The 16,309-nt window shown below is 35.9% G+C and carries 11 protein-coding genes and 1 pseudogene; 6 read left to right on the plus strand and 6 right to left on the minus strand.

Features of this window, described 5'->3' with window-relative positions; all coding sequences use genetic code 11:
* Positions 1 to 275 precede the first annotated feature (275 nt).
* A complete protein-coding gene (locus tag BC008_RS31060; RefSeq protein ID WP_027843941.1) occupies positions 276 to 605 on the plus strand; it encodes a low molecular weight protein tyrosine phosphatase family protein in 330 nt (109 codons plus the stop codon).
* Between the two features lie 93 nt (positions 606 to 698).
* Here the strand turns inward: BC008_RS31060 and BC008_RS31065 are convergent, their stop codons facing one another.
* Together BC008_RS31065 and BC008_RS31070 are read right to left on the minus strand one after the other, a co-directional pair.
* A complete protein-coding gene (locus BC008_RS31065) occupies positions 699 to 1,538 on the minus strand; it encodes a TIGR02452 family protein (RefSeq protein ID WP_027843940.1) in 840 nt (279 codons plus the stop codon).
* A 712-nt stretch (positions 1,539 to 2,250) separates the two neighbouring features.
* Positions 2,251 to 3,207, minus strand: coding sequence for a phosphoribulokinase (locus BC008_RS31070; protein WP_027843939.1), 957 nt, complete (start codon positions 3,205 to 3,207; stop codon positions 2,251 to 2,253).
* Positions 3,208 to 3,707: 500 nt separating this feature from the next.
* Here BC008_RS31070 and BC008_RS31075 point away from each other — a divergent pair, with 500 nt between their 5' ends.
* From BC008_RS31075 to BC008_RS31085, 3 genes are all read left to right on the plus strand, one after another.
* Positions 3,708 to 4,370, plus strand: a complete 663-nt coding sequence (locus BC008_RS31075) for a class I SAM-dependent methyltransferase (protein ID WP_027843938.1) — start codon at positions 3,708 to 3,710, stop codon at positions 4,368 to 4,370.
* Positions 4,371 to 4,509: 139 nt separating this feature from the next.
* Complete coding sequence (locus BC008_RS31080; RefSeq protein ID WP_027843937.1) at positions 4,510 to 5,412, plus strand: helix-turn-helix transcriptional regulator; 903 nt, start codon at positions 4,510 to 4,512, stop codon at positions 5,410 to 5,412.
* A gap of 119 nt (positions 5,413 to 5,531) precedes the next feature.
* Positions 5,532 to 6,179, plus strand: coding sequence for a hypothetical protein (locus BC008_RS31085; protein WP_027843936.1), 648 nt, complete (start codon positions 5,532 to 5,534; stop codon positions 6,177 to 6,179).
* A 295-nt stretch (positions 6,180 to 6,474) separates the two neighbouring features.
* On the opposite strand, the gene BC008_RS31090 is transcribed toward BC008_RS31085, so the two are convergent.
* Together BC008_RS31090 and BC008_RS31095 are read right to left on the minus strand one after the other, a co-directional pair.
* Positions 6,475 to 7,656, minus strand: coding sequence for a methanobactin export MATE transporter MbnM (locus BC008_RS31090; protein WP_027843935.1), 1,182 nt, complete (start codon positions 7,654 to 7,656; stop codon positions 6,475 to 6,477).
* A gap of 26 nt (positions 7,657 to 7,682) precedes the next feature.
* Positions 7,683 to 8,606 (minus strand): MbnP family copper-binding protein, encoded by a 924-nt coding sequence (locus BC008_RS31095; protein ID WP_058184181.1) that lies wholly within the window; start codon positions 8,604 to 8,606, stop codon positions 7,683 to 7,685.
* Positions 8,607 to 10,178: 1,572 nt separating this feature from the next.
* Between BC008_RS31095 and BC008_RS48750 the strand changes: the two are divergent.
* Both BC008_RS48750 and BC008_RS31100 read left to right on the plus strand, forming a co-directional pair.
* Positions 10,179 to 10,280 (plus strand): annotated as a pseudogene (locus tag BC008_RS48750) (IS1 family transposase); the annotation flags it as partial.
* A gap of 303 nt (positions 10,281 to 10,583) precedes the next feature.
* Positions 10,584 to 11,372 (plus strand): lytic polysaccharide monooxygenase, encoded by a 789-nt coding sequence (locus tag BC008_RS31100; RefSeq protein WP_161938185.1) that lies wholly within the window; start codon positions 10,584 to 10,586, stop codon positions 11,370 to 11,372.
* 446 nt (positions 11,373 to 11,818) lie between these two features.
* Here the strand turns inward: BC008_RS31100 and BC008_RS31105 are convergent, their stop codons facing one another.
* On the minus strand, positions 11,819 to 13,321 hold the full coding sequence (locus BC008_RS31105) for an FHA domain-containing protein (protein ID WP_058184183.1): 1,503 nt from the start codon (positions 13,319 to 13,321) through the stop codon (positions 11,819 to 11,821).
* A gap of 420 nt (positions 13,322 to 13,741) precedes the next feature.
* Positions 13,742 to 15,367, minus strand: a complete 1,626-nt coding sequence (locus BC008_RS31110) for a 4Fe-4S binding protein (protein ID WP_058184184.1) — start codon at positions 15,365 to 15,367, stop codon at positions 13,742 to 13,744.
* Positions 15,368 to 16,309: the final 942 nt, after the last annotated feature.

Genomic DNA, 16,309 nt, shown 5'->3' on the forward strand with positions numbered 1-16,309 from the left:
CTGTGTGGGTATACTTCGCATCCAAAAGCCAGTCGAGCAATAACGTTTTTCCGACATTCAATACAGAATATCTTCTTATTTGCTTCAAGCATAAATATTAAGGCATGTAAATCATGGGTTACAGGACGCTAATAACAGTGAATAGAAAGTATATTCTTTTGTACGCCCAACACACCCTACGATAATTTTATTTTTCATTTACAAATACTTGCTTAGAAAACTAGAAAAAGACATAAAGATTGCGATCGCATCGAAATTTATGCAATAAATATAGTATGAAAAAGTTGTTATTTATTTGTAGTCAAAATAGATTGCGTAGCCCAACAGCAGAAGCTGTATTCTCTGAATATGAAGGTCTAGAAGTAGAGTCAGCAGGAATAGATAGAACTGCAGAAATATCTGTATGTAGCGAATCAATTCAATGGGCAGATATAATCTTTGTCATGGAAAAGTCCCATCTCAGAAAGCTTTCTCATAAGTTTCAACCTTCGCTCAAAAATAAGCGAGTAATTTGTCTTGATATCAAAGACGAATATGAGTATATGGAACCAACTCTAATAGATTTATTGAAGAAAAAAGTACTACCGTTGTTGGGAACATTTTAGATTTCTGAGTGAAGAGAAATTTAAACATGATAGCGATCGCAAATACAATAGCGATCGCATTAATGATTCTGTCATAAAGGACATTTATGAGATTTAAATGGCAAAACATTTCTCAAATTCCATAAGTGTCCCTTTATTTTTACTAGAATCTAAAACTGAAAAAATAACCTTTTTAAATCGACCCCAAAATGGACCATTCGCTAGTAACAAATCTGCAAACATCCTAGCAACTAAAGAAGGTTGATTTCTAAATACCCCACATCCCCAAGCACCTAAAATCAGAGTATCGCAATTATGGTAAGCAGCTAAACTCAATAATTTTGTCGTTCGAGTATAAAAAACTTCTGGAATCTTGTCTAAATCTGTGGGTTTATTCCTCAAAATTGCTCCAGCATTGGGCGCAGGACTAGTAATAAAATCTACTAGATAAGGTTCTTCTAAGAGAGTTCCATCATCTTGCTTGAAAACTGGACAATCTGGAGAATAAATCATGCGATCACTATACAATAGGGATCCATGACGACGATGAAAATCATAGTATTCGGGACACAATAAGAGACTTTTATAAAGTGCGGAACTGCGCGCTAAACTCTCTTCCTGTGCTTGCGCTCCTTTAAGAAAACCGCCACCAGGATTTTTTGCGGAAGCAAAGTTGAGAACGCCGATTTTTTCAAATTCTTGACTCGCACTAATTCTCTGGGCTCCCATCAAACTAGTTTCATTTTTAACTTCAAAGTCAGTACTATGATATTGAGGCTCACTACCAAGAATATTCTGTTGAATTTGGAAGAGCTGATCAGGTTCACAATATTCAGTTGCAGCTAAGCAGCAGCGCAAACTCTGACCCACATTAACTTCCTTACCTGTAGGAGAAGTGTAGCTACCAATGTCAAGAATTTTGACTGTATCTTGTGCAATCGAAATTCTCCTCATTATTTTTATTACCCCTCATCAACCAATTACAAGCTTTATACTATTTACAAAAAATATTATCAGTAATAATATTTTCCATAATATTCAGGACTTACGCACGAACAACACTATTACAGTCATTGCAATGCAAGGTTAGCAGCTAGCGCAGCGTAACGTAGTTATTGCGTTTCCGCAAGGAAATAGCATTCACCGTAGGTGCGGTTCACCCCAAACCAATGACCTTGCGGTCACGCTATAGCTATAGCTGCGCTACCTGCGGAGCCGCTACCTTACGGATCCGCTAATGGAAATAAGTCCCAAAGGGACTCGCTACGCTAAGGTAACGAGTGCGTAAGTCCTAATATTTAAACAACACATATCGATAATACATTCAAACTACAATAATCGCAATATTGTAGTACAAGCTTTCTGGTAAGAAAAAGTGGTGTTACTTAAATTATTATTGATTCACAAAAGGTCAAAAATACTTGTAACGTAAGTGTGGAGTTAAAGAATTTTATTTTTGACAAAACTACTAATGCAATTTAAACGTCTTAAGTGGCTTAATATTGTGGAATGACAAAATTAACGTTCGCCCTACTTTATTCAATATAGGAATCATGTTTGATTCTTGAAAAGATTTTTACCAACAACTCCTGCAAAAAAGACTTTTGAGTCTCAGTATATTTTTAAAATTCAAATCGGATTCCTATATAATTTCGTACTGATTAATCTAAACTGCCGATACTGGAATACCGATACTGTGAGTTGCTTTGAGCATGTGATAGGTAATAAGTAACTGAGTTAAAGCCAGCGGATAACTTTGCAAAGTCTCACCTGTAGTACCAGCTATTTTACCCAACTCAGGATTACTTTCGCGGTCGCAAACACTCTTAAGATTTGGCATATCAGAACAAATAATTTGCTCTAACTTATTGACCTGTTCTAAGTTTGCATGACGGTCAACTTCCAATACATCAACAGGCTTACTCATATCTCTATCCAACCCTAAACGAATAGAAGACATGGAAGTACCATTAGTTGATTGGATAATCTCAGTGAAATCTGGGTGGGGAATGGTAGGACGCAATACCAATCGGACATTTAATTGTCCATTATTTCGAACAGGATCTTCCTCTGGAGGATAAAAGCTAATAACAATATCCGACCATTGACGTTGGGGACGAATATAAGCCTCAGAATCTGGCTCTCTTTTTCTTAGTTGTTCGAGTACTTCCTCTGGAGAATAACCTCGCTTTTGAGTATCCCGTTTGATTTTCCACTGAGCGCGTAAAGATTCTGGTGGTGCGAGATAAACCTTGACATCATAGCAATCGCGAGCAGCACGGGTTGAATAACCTAATAATCCTTCAATAATCACAAATTTACTAGGCTTGATATATTCTGGGGGATCGAAGCAGCCTGTTTTGTGGTTATAAATTGGCTTGAGAATTGGCTGTCCCGTTCTTAGCAACGATAGATGCTGTTGCATAATATCGAGATGATTGCAGTCAGGGTGAACGGCTGTAATACCTATTTCTGCTCGTTGTTGTCGGTCATATTTATGGTAATCATCCGTACAAATTACCGTTACATTTTCCGGACCGAGTACCTGAGCAATACCTTTAGTTAAAGTTGTTTTCCCTGCAGCGCTGTCACCAACAATACCAAGAATTATCGGACGGCTCATCTTACCCCCTGAACATGCATATAGTTGATTTTGAAATTGTATGTTAATTTACTTATTTTATAATATTTTCAGAAACTTCTCAATGACTATAATTATTTTTTCTAATGCTTTATAGTACAAAAATTAGTGACAAAAAAAACAGGAAATGCTTATCTAAAGCAATTTAGTGTTACTTCAGGCAATAGAAATTATTCGTCAAGGTTTGCGGACAATTTAAAGTTAGAATCACTGTAAATTATTATTCTGAAGGGTATGTACCAAGTAAATAACCTTTGGGTTCCTTTGATTTTGTTGGGTTTAATTGTATGTGCGGCAATTTTCTTTTCTTATGAATAGTTAAACTAATTGATTTTTTCAGTTTTCTTATACAAAGAATAAATCTTATACATACAGTGAAGTGTAAGAATAATAAATGACATATTGTATAAATATCACACTGTAGTGAACGAGTTCTAATTCTAATAGAATTACAAACTGGTTATTTAAAAAAAGCAGCAAAAATGTCAATTAGAACCTTAGGCTTGGGAGAAAATCTACGGGAATACTTGCTTTCGGTATCTCTGCGAGAACCGGATATTTTGACTCTGTTACGCCAAGAAACGAGTTTGCATCAAATGGGGATTATGCAAATTTCCCCCGAACAGGGACAATTTATGGCTCTGCTAGTAAAATTGATGGGTGCAAAAAAAACTTTAGAGATTGGTGTATTTACTGGTTATAGTGCTTTGATTGTAGCCTTAGCTCTGCCTAGTGATGGTAAAGTTATTGCTTGTGATATTAATGAGGAGTACACATCAATTGCTTGTCGCTATTGGCAGAAAGCCGGTGTGAGCCATAAAATCGATTTGCATGTTGCTCCAGCGGTGGAAACATTAGATAAGTTACTCAAAGCAGGGGAAGCGGAAACATTCGATTTTGTTTTTATTGATGCTGATAAAAGTAACTACGATAATTATTATGAGAGAGCTTTGCAACTCGTACGTCCTGGTGGTTTGATAGCTATAGACAATGTGTTATGGTCGGGAAAAGTTGCAGACCCTGCGATCGAAGATAACAGAACAAAGAAAATTAGAGCTTTAAATCAAAAATTACATCAGGACGAACGAGTTAATTTGAGTATGGTACCTATCGGCGATGGTTTGACTTTGGCGATGAAAAACTAAGCTAGGGGTGAATAATTGGTAATTAGTAACGGGAAAAACTAATTTTATTGAGTTGTTCAATTCTCTGTAAATATCGTTTTGTCAATCGACCGGCTTTCTCTGAGTGTAAACTTAGCTATTCTAATAAGGAATAAGTTTGATGCAAAGCGAACGAATTATAACTATTGATGCGGTACAGAAGGATTGCTTACAGAAGATTCTAGTTCAATCGCCTACACTCACTAGTAACGAGGTCAACTGGAATGCAATTCGCTTTTTCTACCATCGACAACCAGCTCATGAAATACCTGAATGTTCTTTTGCACAGCACCTTATTAGCATTTATTTAGGATGTTTTCAAGCAAGACGAATGGTGAACGGTCATTGGCATGATGATTGCTATACCAGTGGGGATATAGGTATATTTCCTGCGAATCAAATTGCACCAAAATCCCAGTGCGATCGTCAAGCTGCTTTTATTACCCTATTCCTAGAAACAAGATTTTTCGAACAAGTTGCTTGGGAATCAGTGGATGTCAGTAAAATCGAAATCATACCGCGATTTAAACTTCGCGATCCTTTGATTCAACAAATTGGTTTGGAACTAAAAAGAGAACTTGAGTCAGGTGGAATAGATAGCCGTTTATATGCTGAATCAATGGCTACTGCTCTTTCAGTACATTTGATTAGTAGATATGCATCACGCGATCGCCAATATGAGTTAGTAAATTATACAGATGGATTGTCAAAATATAAATTGAGACAAATAATTGCTTATATCAATGAACAAATTGACCGAAGTATTAGCTTAGCCGAATTAGCCGACGTGGTTCAAATGAGTCCTCACTATTTTGCTAGCCTTTTTAAGCAATCTACGGGACTTACACCTCACCAATATGTGACTAAATGTAGGCTCGAACGCGCTAAAAAGCTACTTGCTCGAGGCGATCTAAGTATAGTAGAAGCTTGTCACCAGGTTGGCTATCAGAGTCAGAGTCATTTTACCAGGGTTTTTCGTCAACACTTGGGAATTACACCCAAAGCATACAAAAATTCATTATAGTTCTACGATCTGTTAGGTCAATGGAAGATTGCGATATTTTTCGGAAGAATAGACAAGACGGATAAACACCAAGCGAACTAAACTCAGTAACTACAGACAATTATTGAGTATTGAATCCTATGAAAAATTCATCGCTCGTTGGCTGGAGTTTAGTTATTGCTAGCTCTCTTTTTATCCTATTAATTACAGGTTTAATTTTCTATGTGGGTGTAAATGAACAAACCATTAGAACTGTTTTAAGATTCACCTCTGTTACTTCAGTAGTACCATTTTTGTTAGTATTTGTATCGAAACCTTGTTCTTATATTCAAAGGCTTCAGGAATATTCGCTATGGATAGAAAATTATCGCCGGTATCTGTGGCTAATACTGAGTATTTCTCATCTTGTTCACCTTTTTGGGATATTTGTCTTCGTACAACTTCGGGTTAAACAAGTACCCGGTTATATTTGGTTCACAGGTGGGATTGCTTATTTGATTATTATGATATTTGCAGTTATGGAATTGGTAAACTCAAGTATTTTTGATGAAGTGAGTAAAGGTGTATCTGATAGTTTTAGCAAATTAATTTATGTAAGTGGGATATGGTATATCTGGCTTTACTTTCTTTTTGCCTATGTAGGAGCAGCAAGTGGTTATTCTCCACTAACTAAAGGCAGACAATTATTTTATACTATCCCCGCAGCAATTATCTTTATCGCGACAGCTTTGTTGCACGTGCTCGTTCGAATTCGATATAAAAAGTTAGATAGCCTAAGTTCAGAATGAGTTGACAGTTCATTTTGAGGACTTGGATGATCCTAGAGGAAACAAGGTGTGTTTCACCCATTTGTCAGCATCGTGGTGATAGCACTGTTAGCGACCGATGCTAGTGCAACAGGATCGGAAGATATAGAGATGTGCGGTAATAAATTATTATACCAAATCTGATTTTTAAAACCCCTTTATATTTTTTGGAATTTCCCCCCACACTTCCCACACCTCCCACACTTCCTTCTCTCATTCTAGAAAGGGGTAATTAACCCAGACTTAGTATTACTACTGGCGATCTAGTTTTTTCCAATTACCTTTCGGGATTCCTAATTTTGTTATCGGGAATCTTAAAATTAGAATTTGTAATAAACGACTTATCCGTTAAACTTTGCAAGAATTCTAATAAATCTTGCTTCTCCCTTGGATTTAATTGAAAACCAGAAATGAATTGACTTTTGAGAGGATTTTCACTTCCTACCCCAGCATTTTTACCAACATGAATCGTTCTACCACCAGCTGCATAATGTTCGATAACTTCTTCTAAAGTTGCAATACTACCATCATGCATATAGGGAGCAGTTAGAGCTATATTTCGCAATGTGGGTGCTTTAAACTTGCCCATATCAGATGGTTCATGGGTCATTTCATACACGCCAGTATTTTTACCCGGATATGCACCTTTACCATCGATATTGTAAAGCCCAGTGTTGTGAAAAGCAATTTCCTCAAACGCTAAGCGTTTATGTTTGATTGAGTCACTAAAGTTAAAACCACCATGACAGTGAAAACATTCTAAGCGTTCGCTATTAAATAATGCTTCCCCCCGTTTCGCAGATGCAGAAATTGCATTTTTGTCATTTCCATACCGATAGCGATCGTAAGGTGAATTTGCAGAAATTAAAGTTCTTTCAAAAGCTGCGATCGCTTTGGTTAAGTTATTGATATTAATATTATTACCCTTTCCAAATGCAGCAGCAAATAATTTTTGATAATTACTATCGTCTCGTAATATCTGGAGAACTTCCTCTTCCTTTCCTGCTAAACCCATTTCTACGGGATGTTCCCCAAACATGGGAACTAAAGCTTGTCCTTCTAATTGTTTCATTCCTGGATTAGCCCAGGTAAGTACGGAGTTATACGCTATATTAGCTAGACTCATGGTATTTCGTGGGTGCTTTTCCCCAGTTGCTCCCACTCCAACAGGTTTTGCATCAGTAAAAGCTAAGGCTTGAATGTGACATGAAGCGCAGGAAAATTTACCATTAACAGAAAGGCGTTGCTCATAAAATAAATTTCTTCCGAGTTCTACTTTTTCCGCTGTCATAGGGTTATCAGCAGGGACAACTGGTTCGGGGAGCCAATTGGGAATATCCCATGTATAAGTATTAGTCGAACCAGAAGCAGATAAAACTCGACTCAAACCAGTAGATAAGCACAATGTCAATGCAAAAATTACTGTCAGAACAAAGTAACGTTTCCTGTTATATCTCATTGGTTTTACTATACTTTGACAACCATTCACTCAACTCGGAAAAAAGTTTGTTTTACTGTAGTATCACTGCCAAAAGGTATACCAAAACTTTCCATAAGATTTCTACAGTCATTATCATCAGGACTTGACATGCAGCCCGCAGGTGTATCTGCTTGATTCTTGTTTAGATCGGTATTTTCCAGCAGTTTACCAATATCTGCAATGACTACATTTTTAGCTGGATTAAAGTTGGTAAAGGAAATAATTGATCTGTTAGGATTACTGCATTCAGTTTGAGGTTTTTGGCTGGAAGTTTCTGCTTGACAGCCCGTACTACCTAAGTGGATAGGAAAACCTTGAGATTTAGCTGCATTTCTATGATTGTCTTTATGTTTCTGCTGTGAATGCGGATTTTGGGAAACAACTTGGTTTTTTAGGTCAATGCGGGCAAACTTATATCCGAAGCGCCAATTCCACCATAAAGAAGTGAGATTTAAGGGTGAAGGTGCCAGGGTAGAATCTTCATGGTTGAGATTAGATGGAACACCCAAAGTAAATTGTAAACCTCTGTAATTACCTTTAGGAACTGTACCAACAACTTTATTTCTTATTTCTGTGGTTCCATTGGTACAAGCACCTGTTTTATCCTCAAAATCAATTAAGGCTACATTTTGATATTGCCATTTATTATCTTGGGTAAGGTTTAGGGGAACAATTTTACCATTAGCATCAATTAGAGCAATATTAGAAATATAAAAGCGGAAATCTGCAATTTTCGTAGTGGTAGCAGATTTTCCTAAATTGTAATTACTATCACAACTGAAAGGGGTATCGCCTACTTTTGAAGCAAACCTAACAGTTACTTGTTGGGTTTGAGTAGCATTCACCTGTTGTAATTTCCAGGTGTTTAAAAATGGCAAGCTTCCTAAAAGGAAAAAAAATAAAACACCAGGTTTGATTAAATTTATCATGGTTCCAATACTTTATTTTTTATGTATTAAATTTAACTATTTAGTAATTAACGTTCCAAATTTCCAATAAAATATTCAACAAATTTTGAACAATAATTTACTAATCGTATATTTCATTAATCCTATACGTTTGATGAAAATCAATTTTTTTAGATGTTTTCAACATAACATTTTCAATATAATTTATTCATAAAAAATAAATATGATTCTTATTTATTCGATTGAGAAATTATCATGCTTGAAATATTTTGTCAAAGGACAAGGTATCTAAATCTGTTATGTTCAGTTATATTGATATCTATTTTTACCTACTGATATGTTTTCAAAGGAACGAAATATTTATTAAATCATCATAGAGCAAAGATATTTATAACAATGATAATAGCTGAGATTCTCAAAGTTCATACAAATGATGCAGAAATTTATTACTCTGCCTCCAAGTGTATGCGAGGCAAGGAAAGCATTGGCAGTAAAGCTGATTGATCAAGGTTAATTAAAGGCTAATTATATGAAGAACTTCAAATAATTCTAGGTGTATTTTTGGGCTCAATAACGAGTTGGAAACAAGTTTATGAACTTGAGGGATTAATTATATAGATAAATGCACTACATCTTAATCATAAAGGAAGAAAAAATTACTTGGTGGCAGACCTCCCAGACCACTTTCACTCATGCAAGTATAGTGTAAACTATATTACAAGTATTGTTGGTTTTCACGCTCATTCTTAAAAATCTTGCTTTTTTGTTGCTTTTTTTTATATTCTATTTATCAATAATTTTTAAACAAACGACAGGCAACACAGTGTCTTTTTCGTTTCTTGGTAAGGGTTTCTTTGCAATTTACCTTATTATGGGTATGAATACTTTTTCTCACATAGTTATCCGGCATAGTCACCCTGTATGTTAATGTGTAATATTTCCAGAGTTATGGAGGATTGTAAATAAATACCTAAACAACATCCAAAGCAGCGAAATATTTTCGACACAGAAAACTGAACCTCAGCAAAATATTAAAAAAGCAATTACAGATGCACAAAAGCAAAGTGTTCCAGTTTGTTTAAAACCTCATGTCGATATCAATGATGCTTAATGGAGAGGCTTCCTCGAACTAAAGCATCGATATTCTGGTGAGAAACAAGAGTCTAGAGAAATTTTGCCGTTTCTACCAAAATTAGTTATATATAAGTATTTCGCTTACAAGATAATTTGAACTCTTAAAACCTTTATACTACGAGCAATATCTTAAGCGATATGGTGCTATGCGTAAGTCATTAGTACTTAGTGAGCAGCGTAAGCCTACCACAGGTATTCTATACCGGAACCGTAGGTAGTGCAGCTAGAGGCTATAACTACATTACCTATCGCTGCGCTACGTTCCGAACAGATCTGCCGACGCCGCAGGCTCTGACTAACTTCACAAACGTAATTCCGGTGTTAACGGCTAGCGAAAGCGTACCGTAAGTATTATGGAGCGTTAGCACAGCAAAATTTACCAGTTATAGGTTTAGCGTTCATCAATGTCCTAACCTAATTACATAGTCTGATGAAGGCGATCTAAAGTAATAATATTGACTTAGAAACGTAGAAGGGAAAAACACACGCTTACGTCATTATCTCGCATATCTACATAGGGAAACATTATGCTATTCCAAATCCGTGTATACACTTAATTAAGCACTTTAATTGACTGTTATTTAATAATTTTAAGTATAGAAAATTACTAGTTATCAGCTAGTAGATTCTGCGTCTATATAATATCTTCTTCTGGGTTTATATTTCGCTAAAATATGCTAAATATCTAGAGATATGGGTTGTGGGTTTTATTTTTCCTTTGATGCTAATCTTGCTAAATATTTAATGCCCTTGAGAGGAAAAGTAAATTGGAAGGAGAAATGAATGAAAGCGTTCAATAGAGTAGTATGTGGAGCCTTAGTCGGCGGAGTGGTCTTGCTTGGGTCAGTTCTCGAGCCAAAACCAGTGCAAGGGCATGGGGCACCGGAATTCCCAAAGAGTCGCTCGTACGTATGTTTTGAGGAAAATCCAGAAAATCCCAAGTCAGATGCATGTGAGGAAGCTGTTGACGTTGGGGGAACACAGGCATTTTATGATTGGCATGAGGTTAATATCAGAGATGCCAATGGTCGTCATCGGGAGCTTATTCCTGATGGTCAATTATGTAGTGCTGGTAGAGAGAAGTACAAAGGATTAGATCTTGTACGTGGTGATTGGCCAGCGCAAATAATACCGACAGGATCCAATTTCGATTTTATCTATAGGGGAGCAACACCGCACGCAGTTAAGTATATGAGGGGATATATCACCAAAAAAGGATTTGACCCGGCAACACAACCCTTGACATGGAATGACTTGGAAGAAACCCCCTTGTTTGATGCACAAGGCATAACTACCACAGATGGTAAGGATACTGCTAATGGTAAATATGTAATTTCTACCAAATTGCCAGATGATAGAGAGGTAGGAAGTAGAGCTATCATATACATGATTTGGCAGCGTTCTCTAAGTCCAGAAGCCTTTTATGCATGTTCAGATATTATTATTGGTGATAGCAATGGTAATGCACCAACTCCAACACCAGATCCTACAGAACCTGCTGAAAATATACTGCCTTGGAAAGCAGGGACTTCTTATAAAAAAGGCACTAAGGTGACTTTTGAAGGTTCAACATATAAGAGCCGTCTTGACCACACTGCAGGACAGTATGAGAAGCCACCCTGGCGTCCTGATATGTGGAGATTGAAAGATTAATCTTTATCAATAAACTGCTTGTTCTTAGGTGTTAAGAACTTACTCATAACTTTTCTAAGAATCTGTATAGCATTAGCGATAATCTGTTTTACAAATACTTCTTCTAAAATGGGGTAGGCTTAAAGTCCATGAGCTTGCTCGTGGGTATTAGAGTTTCTTTATAAAATCCTGCCCCACTTTTACAGGAAGCGTTGTTACCTTCCCAAGGCAAGCACATCTAATCTTAAGATTAAAGGGGTGGTGCACTGCAAGCGCACCACTCATCAAGCTTTATGCATTCAATCATAGAGATAGAGGCATTGTAGAATTGTGACTTGAAGCAATTTGCATGGATACTGATACCCTTTTACGAAGGGTAATTAATTCAATATGGATCCAGTTGAGGGAAATTTTTCTTTCTGTAAAGCTTATCTAGTAGGGGTGTGAGAAGATAGTTTTAAAGCCAATTAGTCCTCAATTATTACCCGTCCCTTGGCTTTAGCTATACAAGTAAGAACATGGTCTTCTTCACAGTTTACATCTTCTTCGTAAAGTACTTTTCCAGAAAGCTTATATAGCTTGCATTGACCGCAGGCTCCCATTTTACATCCATAGGGTAATTCAATTCTTTCCCGTTGAGCAGCTTCTAAAATAGTTTCTTCTGGGTCGCAAACAATTTCTTTCTGAGATTTAGTAAAAACTACAACATCTGTAATTTGAGAGTTTGAAGCTTGGTCAACTATCTTGGAGGTAGTAGCTTGTATTGTGTTTGCGCAAAAAAATTCAGATTGTCTTTGAATCTCTGGTTTTGCTGATGACAAAACTTTTTTTTGCTTTTTTGCTGAGCCAAAGCTTTCTTCATGGTAAGAAGACATCGGGAACTTAATTTCCTTGAGTGCTTCTTTAACATTGCTTCTAAAGCCATCAGGACCGCAAACGTATGCAGTACGTTCTTTAAAATCGGGAGCGATCTTTTGTAGCATTGACTTATTGAGTCTACCAGTATAAGCCGACCAAGTTGGATGATGGCTACCAGTTAAGGTAATAGCTAGTTGAAATTTGGGGTATCTTGATGCCATCAACTCCAGTTCTTGGCAAAAAATGATATCTCTTACTGTTTTCGCACTATGAATAAAGATTACATCAGCATCTGCTTTTAGATCGTATAACCATCGAGACATAGACATCATGGGTGTGATACCACTACCTGCTGAGATAAACAGGAGTTTTTCGTTAGTATGATCAAAACAAGTAAAATTTCCCATTGCTGGGCTGACTTTCAAGGGGGAGTTAACGGTAAAGCGATCATGTAACCAATTAGAAACCAAACCAGCAGGAATATTAAGTGCATCTGCTGGTGAAGGGACTCGCTTAACAGTGATTTCCAAATTATGAGGGCGTGAAGGAGTTGAAGAAATCGAATAAGAACGTTTTACTGGTTTACCATTAATTTCTAAATCTAAGGTCACGAACTGACCTGGTTTGTAATTATCAAATAATTTTGGTTGAGAAGAAACTAAGCGAAAAGTTTTAACATCGTGGGTTTCATCTATAACTTGAGAGCAATGAAGTATTAATTGATCATTACTATTAAGAGTTGCCTCTTTGGAAGTATTCGTATTTTTTGGTTTTAAAAACCAGTAAGGTTGTGATTTATGATTAATTTCTTCAAACAATATGACGAAATCGCTGATTCGAACTGTATCACCAGCATTTAAAATATATTTTTGCTTGAACTCTACTCCTTGATTATTAATACGCGAACCATTACTACTAGCAAGGTCAATAAAATAGTAGTTTTCTTCAAATCTAAGGATAATAGCATGGACACGGCTGACTTTTGGACTGTTGAGAATTAAGTCACAACCGGGATATCTTCCAATCAAGTATAGTTGTAGATTTCCTCTTTTTGGTGAGATAACACTTTCTTTTAACACTCCTGTTAAGTGATTAAAAGCTATTATTTTCATAATTATTTCAATTTTAGTAACGCTAATAAGGGTAAATGGATTATTAATGTATTTTTCCTGAAATATTTCTCTCTGATAGGCAGGTATTCTGTACTTAGTCAAAAAATGACTAAGTCATTTTTTGAATATTTTAGGTGATGCTTAAATCCTGAAATTATAAAACCACCTTAAAAAATTGAGAATTTTCTCAACTATTTTAGAGATTCCAAAAAACCTACCCTTGAAAGGACATATTCCCTCCCTTCTTTGATGTGAATAGATATCAAATGTATAACAGGAGGCCTATCTTCAAGAGTCCAATTGCTATCCTGAAGGACATAGTACAAATGAAAAACAAAAACCATCATCTCAGGCTTTCTACAAAATACCGATTTTAGCGATTTGTGACAACCTAAGGCTTGAAAAAATTTGTCAATACCACTATGGGTTAAATGTAATGATTGTTTCTGATTGAGAATCTCTAAGATAAGCGGCAGATGGATTTTCTCCAGTGATATCGAATAAGACGAAATAGTGTTCATCATCATTTAAATCCATTTGCTGGCGCAGTTCTTTGAGAACTTCAAAAGTATCTGCAGGAGTGATATTCCCTTGGATTAAAGCTTCTTGTAATATTCTTTTGTAAATTTGCAAACGATCTCTACGCTGGAATTGAGGTAAAACAGAATTCAACACAAACAGTTCGTTAGATGTCAGGTCGTCAAGAGAACTATTATTTAAAAATGAGGAAATATCAATTGGTAACTTTTTAAGTTGGCGGCGTAAATTGTAAGCTAGGGCATCTTTTTCATACTGCTCGGAACTACGTCCCCAAGTTTGAGCCAACCACACAGTGCTAACCAGCACGACAAAAGCATTAAAAACTAGTTGTAACCAATGGGGAAGACGAAGAATCTCCGGACGACCACCATAGATAAAAAAAGCATTAAAAGCAATGAAAGTAGAAATAGATAGGGTCTTATGCAATACTTGTTCGGAACTTATATTGGAGTGACGTCTTCTGAGATAAGCACGATAAGTCTTTTCTAGTTTCCTAGCAACAAAATAGACAATAATGACAAAAAAGCCTAAAGTTAAAGGAACAGCAAAGATTTTCGGTATATTAATTGCCTGACCCAATATGTAAAATCCTGGATCCCAAAGAGTTCCTAGCTGATTCTTCTCATGAGTCCAAGCACCAGAGAAGTAATAATTAAAATCACCTGCGTACAACCCATAATAGACAAAATAACCAATAGCTAATCCAAGATAACCGTATTGGATAAATCTACGTCCTGGCTTTTTGAGGTCATTCCAGTAAGAATTTTCTGCATCAATATCTATGCAATTAGCTTTGCAACTAATACAAACACTTCTTTCTTTAGTAGTTGTTTTGTCTACTTCGCGACACATGGACTGAGTAATGCTTCTTGGTGGTGCAGTATAAGCGTCGCTTCCCAATAAACCACCTGGACCGGTAAAAACTGTTTGGACTAGACCAAATGGACACACATAATGGCACCAAGTACGACCACCATATATAAAGACTACTAAGATTGCTGAGAAAATTGTAGTCAGAAGGAATAAACCTAAAATGATTCGAGCAGAGTTAGTGAATAAAATCCGAAAATTTAAACCAATAAATAGGAAAGTAAATTGTAAGTAAAGATGATTGCGAATTAGCCAATTATTTTTATGTACGTCTAACTTGGGCTTTAATCCTAAAGCACGAGGAATTTGGGATAAAAAATATAAAGGACAAATACGCCTCCAAGTTTCATGTCCAAAAACTAACACAATCATAATTGCACTGGGAACAGTCATACCCCAGAAAATTCTTGCTCCGATTGGATAAGGCTTTTGTTTTAATGGATTCCCCTGTACTAAAACATTTATTGGGGGATTTTCACTCAGTTGTTGATCTCTAAATGGAGATAGTGAGTTATTTGGATCTGTTAGATATTGGGTAATTGGGTCATAAAATAGGGATAAAATTAACAATAGCCATCCAGTTACAAGGACCCATCTAACAAAATGTATCTTTTTTTCTGAAACTTTACTCAACAAAATCCTGTAACCTCATTTATTAATAATTCTTTAGTACGAGCAATAATTATACAAAATTTTATATCACCAACGATGATTTTAATTACATCTTTAGTAAGCCCAAACTTTGGTGACTTTACTAAATAAATTGTTTTTTTAGCAGCGACAGGAATTTATTTAAATCTTAAATAATGCATCAAAAGTCAAACTGAATATTTCAATATTTCTGTAAATTTTGAATTGTAAAGTGTAGCTCTATGGAATCGATAAGGATTACGGCAGTGTGCTATTTTAAACCATGTTATGGAGGTTCAAATATTACAGCAATTGGGGCAATATAGTGATGGGCTTATCGTAGATTTCTAGGAGCATTTAGTTCATATTTACGAAAAAATACACCCTATTTTGCAAGTGAGTGCAAATAGAAATTTACATATATCAGTCTCTGTAAAGCTTTGAAGTCTCGCACCGAGAACTAGTATAGCTTTAAGTAAAAATTTTAACTTGTATATTTGCAGGTTTTACTGGAAGCGAATTTTTAGAAAATTTAAGTATTTACAATTATGTCCCAACTTTGTCACTTTTAACCTATAAATTTGCATAGTAATACAATAAATAATTAATAATTCCTGGTCGTTGTAAGATACCATTAAAACTTGACAGCCAAAAGATAAAGTAGAAAAAGTCTCAGGTTAAGCTAGTTATATTTTACACAATGCAGGAGTGATTTTCATTTATTTAGTTTTATCGCCTTTAATAAAACTCAATACGCTTCACATCCTGTTCTGTACCTCCAAGAATGATTTGAATAATCAAACTAGTACCGCCGCGCGAAAGTTAAAACAGACCGTGTTCTTACGGATGAACAAAAGTCAAAAGTCAAAATTATTATATTATCTAACTTCTAGACTTTATAAATGGTTGCTTTATTTCCGCCTACCTGTACTAGATTTTTATAAATCA

This window comes from Mastigocoleus testarum BC008, from assembly GCF_001456025.1.
Lineage (GTDB): Bacteria > Cyanobacteriota > Cyanobacteriia > Cyanobacteriales > Nostocaceae > Mastigocoleus > Mastigocoleus testarum.

Bases quoted from the DNA above. Each gene is read 5' to 3' on its own strand.
- BC008_RS31075 (WP_027843938.1), top strand. From the start codon at position 3,708: ATGTCAATTAGAACCTTAGGCTTGGGAGAAAATCTACGGGAATACTTG.
- BC008_RS31090 (WP_027843935.1), bottom strand. From the start codon at position 7,656: ATGAGATATAACAGGAAACGTTACTTTGTTCTGACAGTAATTTTTGCA.
- BC008_RS31065 (WP_027843940.1), bottom strand. From the start codon at position 1,538: ATGAGGAGAATTTCGATTGCACAAGATACAGTCAAAATTCTTGACATT.
- BC008_RS31060 (WP_027843941.1), top strand. From the start codon at position 276: ATGAAAAAGTTGTTATTTATTTGTAGTCAAAATAGATTGCGTAGCCCA.
- BC008_RS31070 (WP_027843939.1), bottom strand. From the start codon at position 3,207: ATGAGCCGTCCGATAATTCTTGGTATTGTTGGTGACAGCGCTGCAGGG.
- BC008_RS31105 (WP_058184183.1), bottom strand. From the start codon at position 13,321: ATGAAAATAATAGCTTTTAATCACTTAACAGGAGTGTTAAAAGAAAGT.
- BC008_RS31085 (WP_027843936.1), top strand. From the start codon at position 5,532: ATGAAAAATTCATCGCTCGTTGGCTGGAGTTTAGTTATTGCTAGCTCT.
- BC008_RS31080 (WP_027843937.1), top strand. From the start codon at position 4,510: ATGCAAAGCGAACGAATTATAACTATTGATGCGGTACAGAAGGATTGC.
- BC008_RS31095 (WP_058184181.1), bottom strand. From the start codon at position 8,606: ATGATAAATTTAATCAAACCTGGTGTTTTATTTTTTTTCCTTTTAGGA.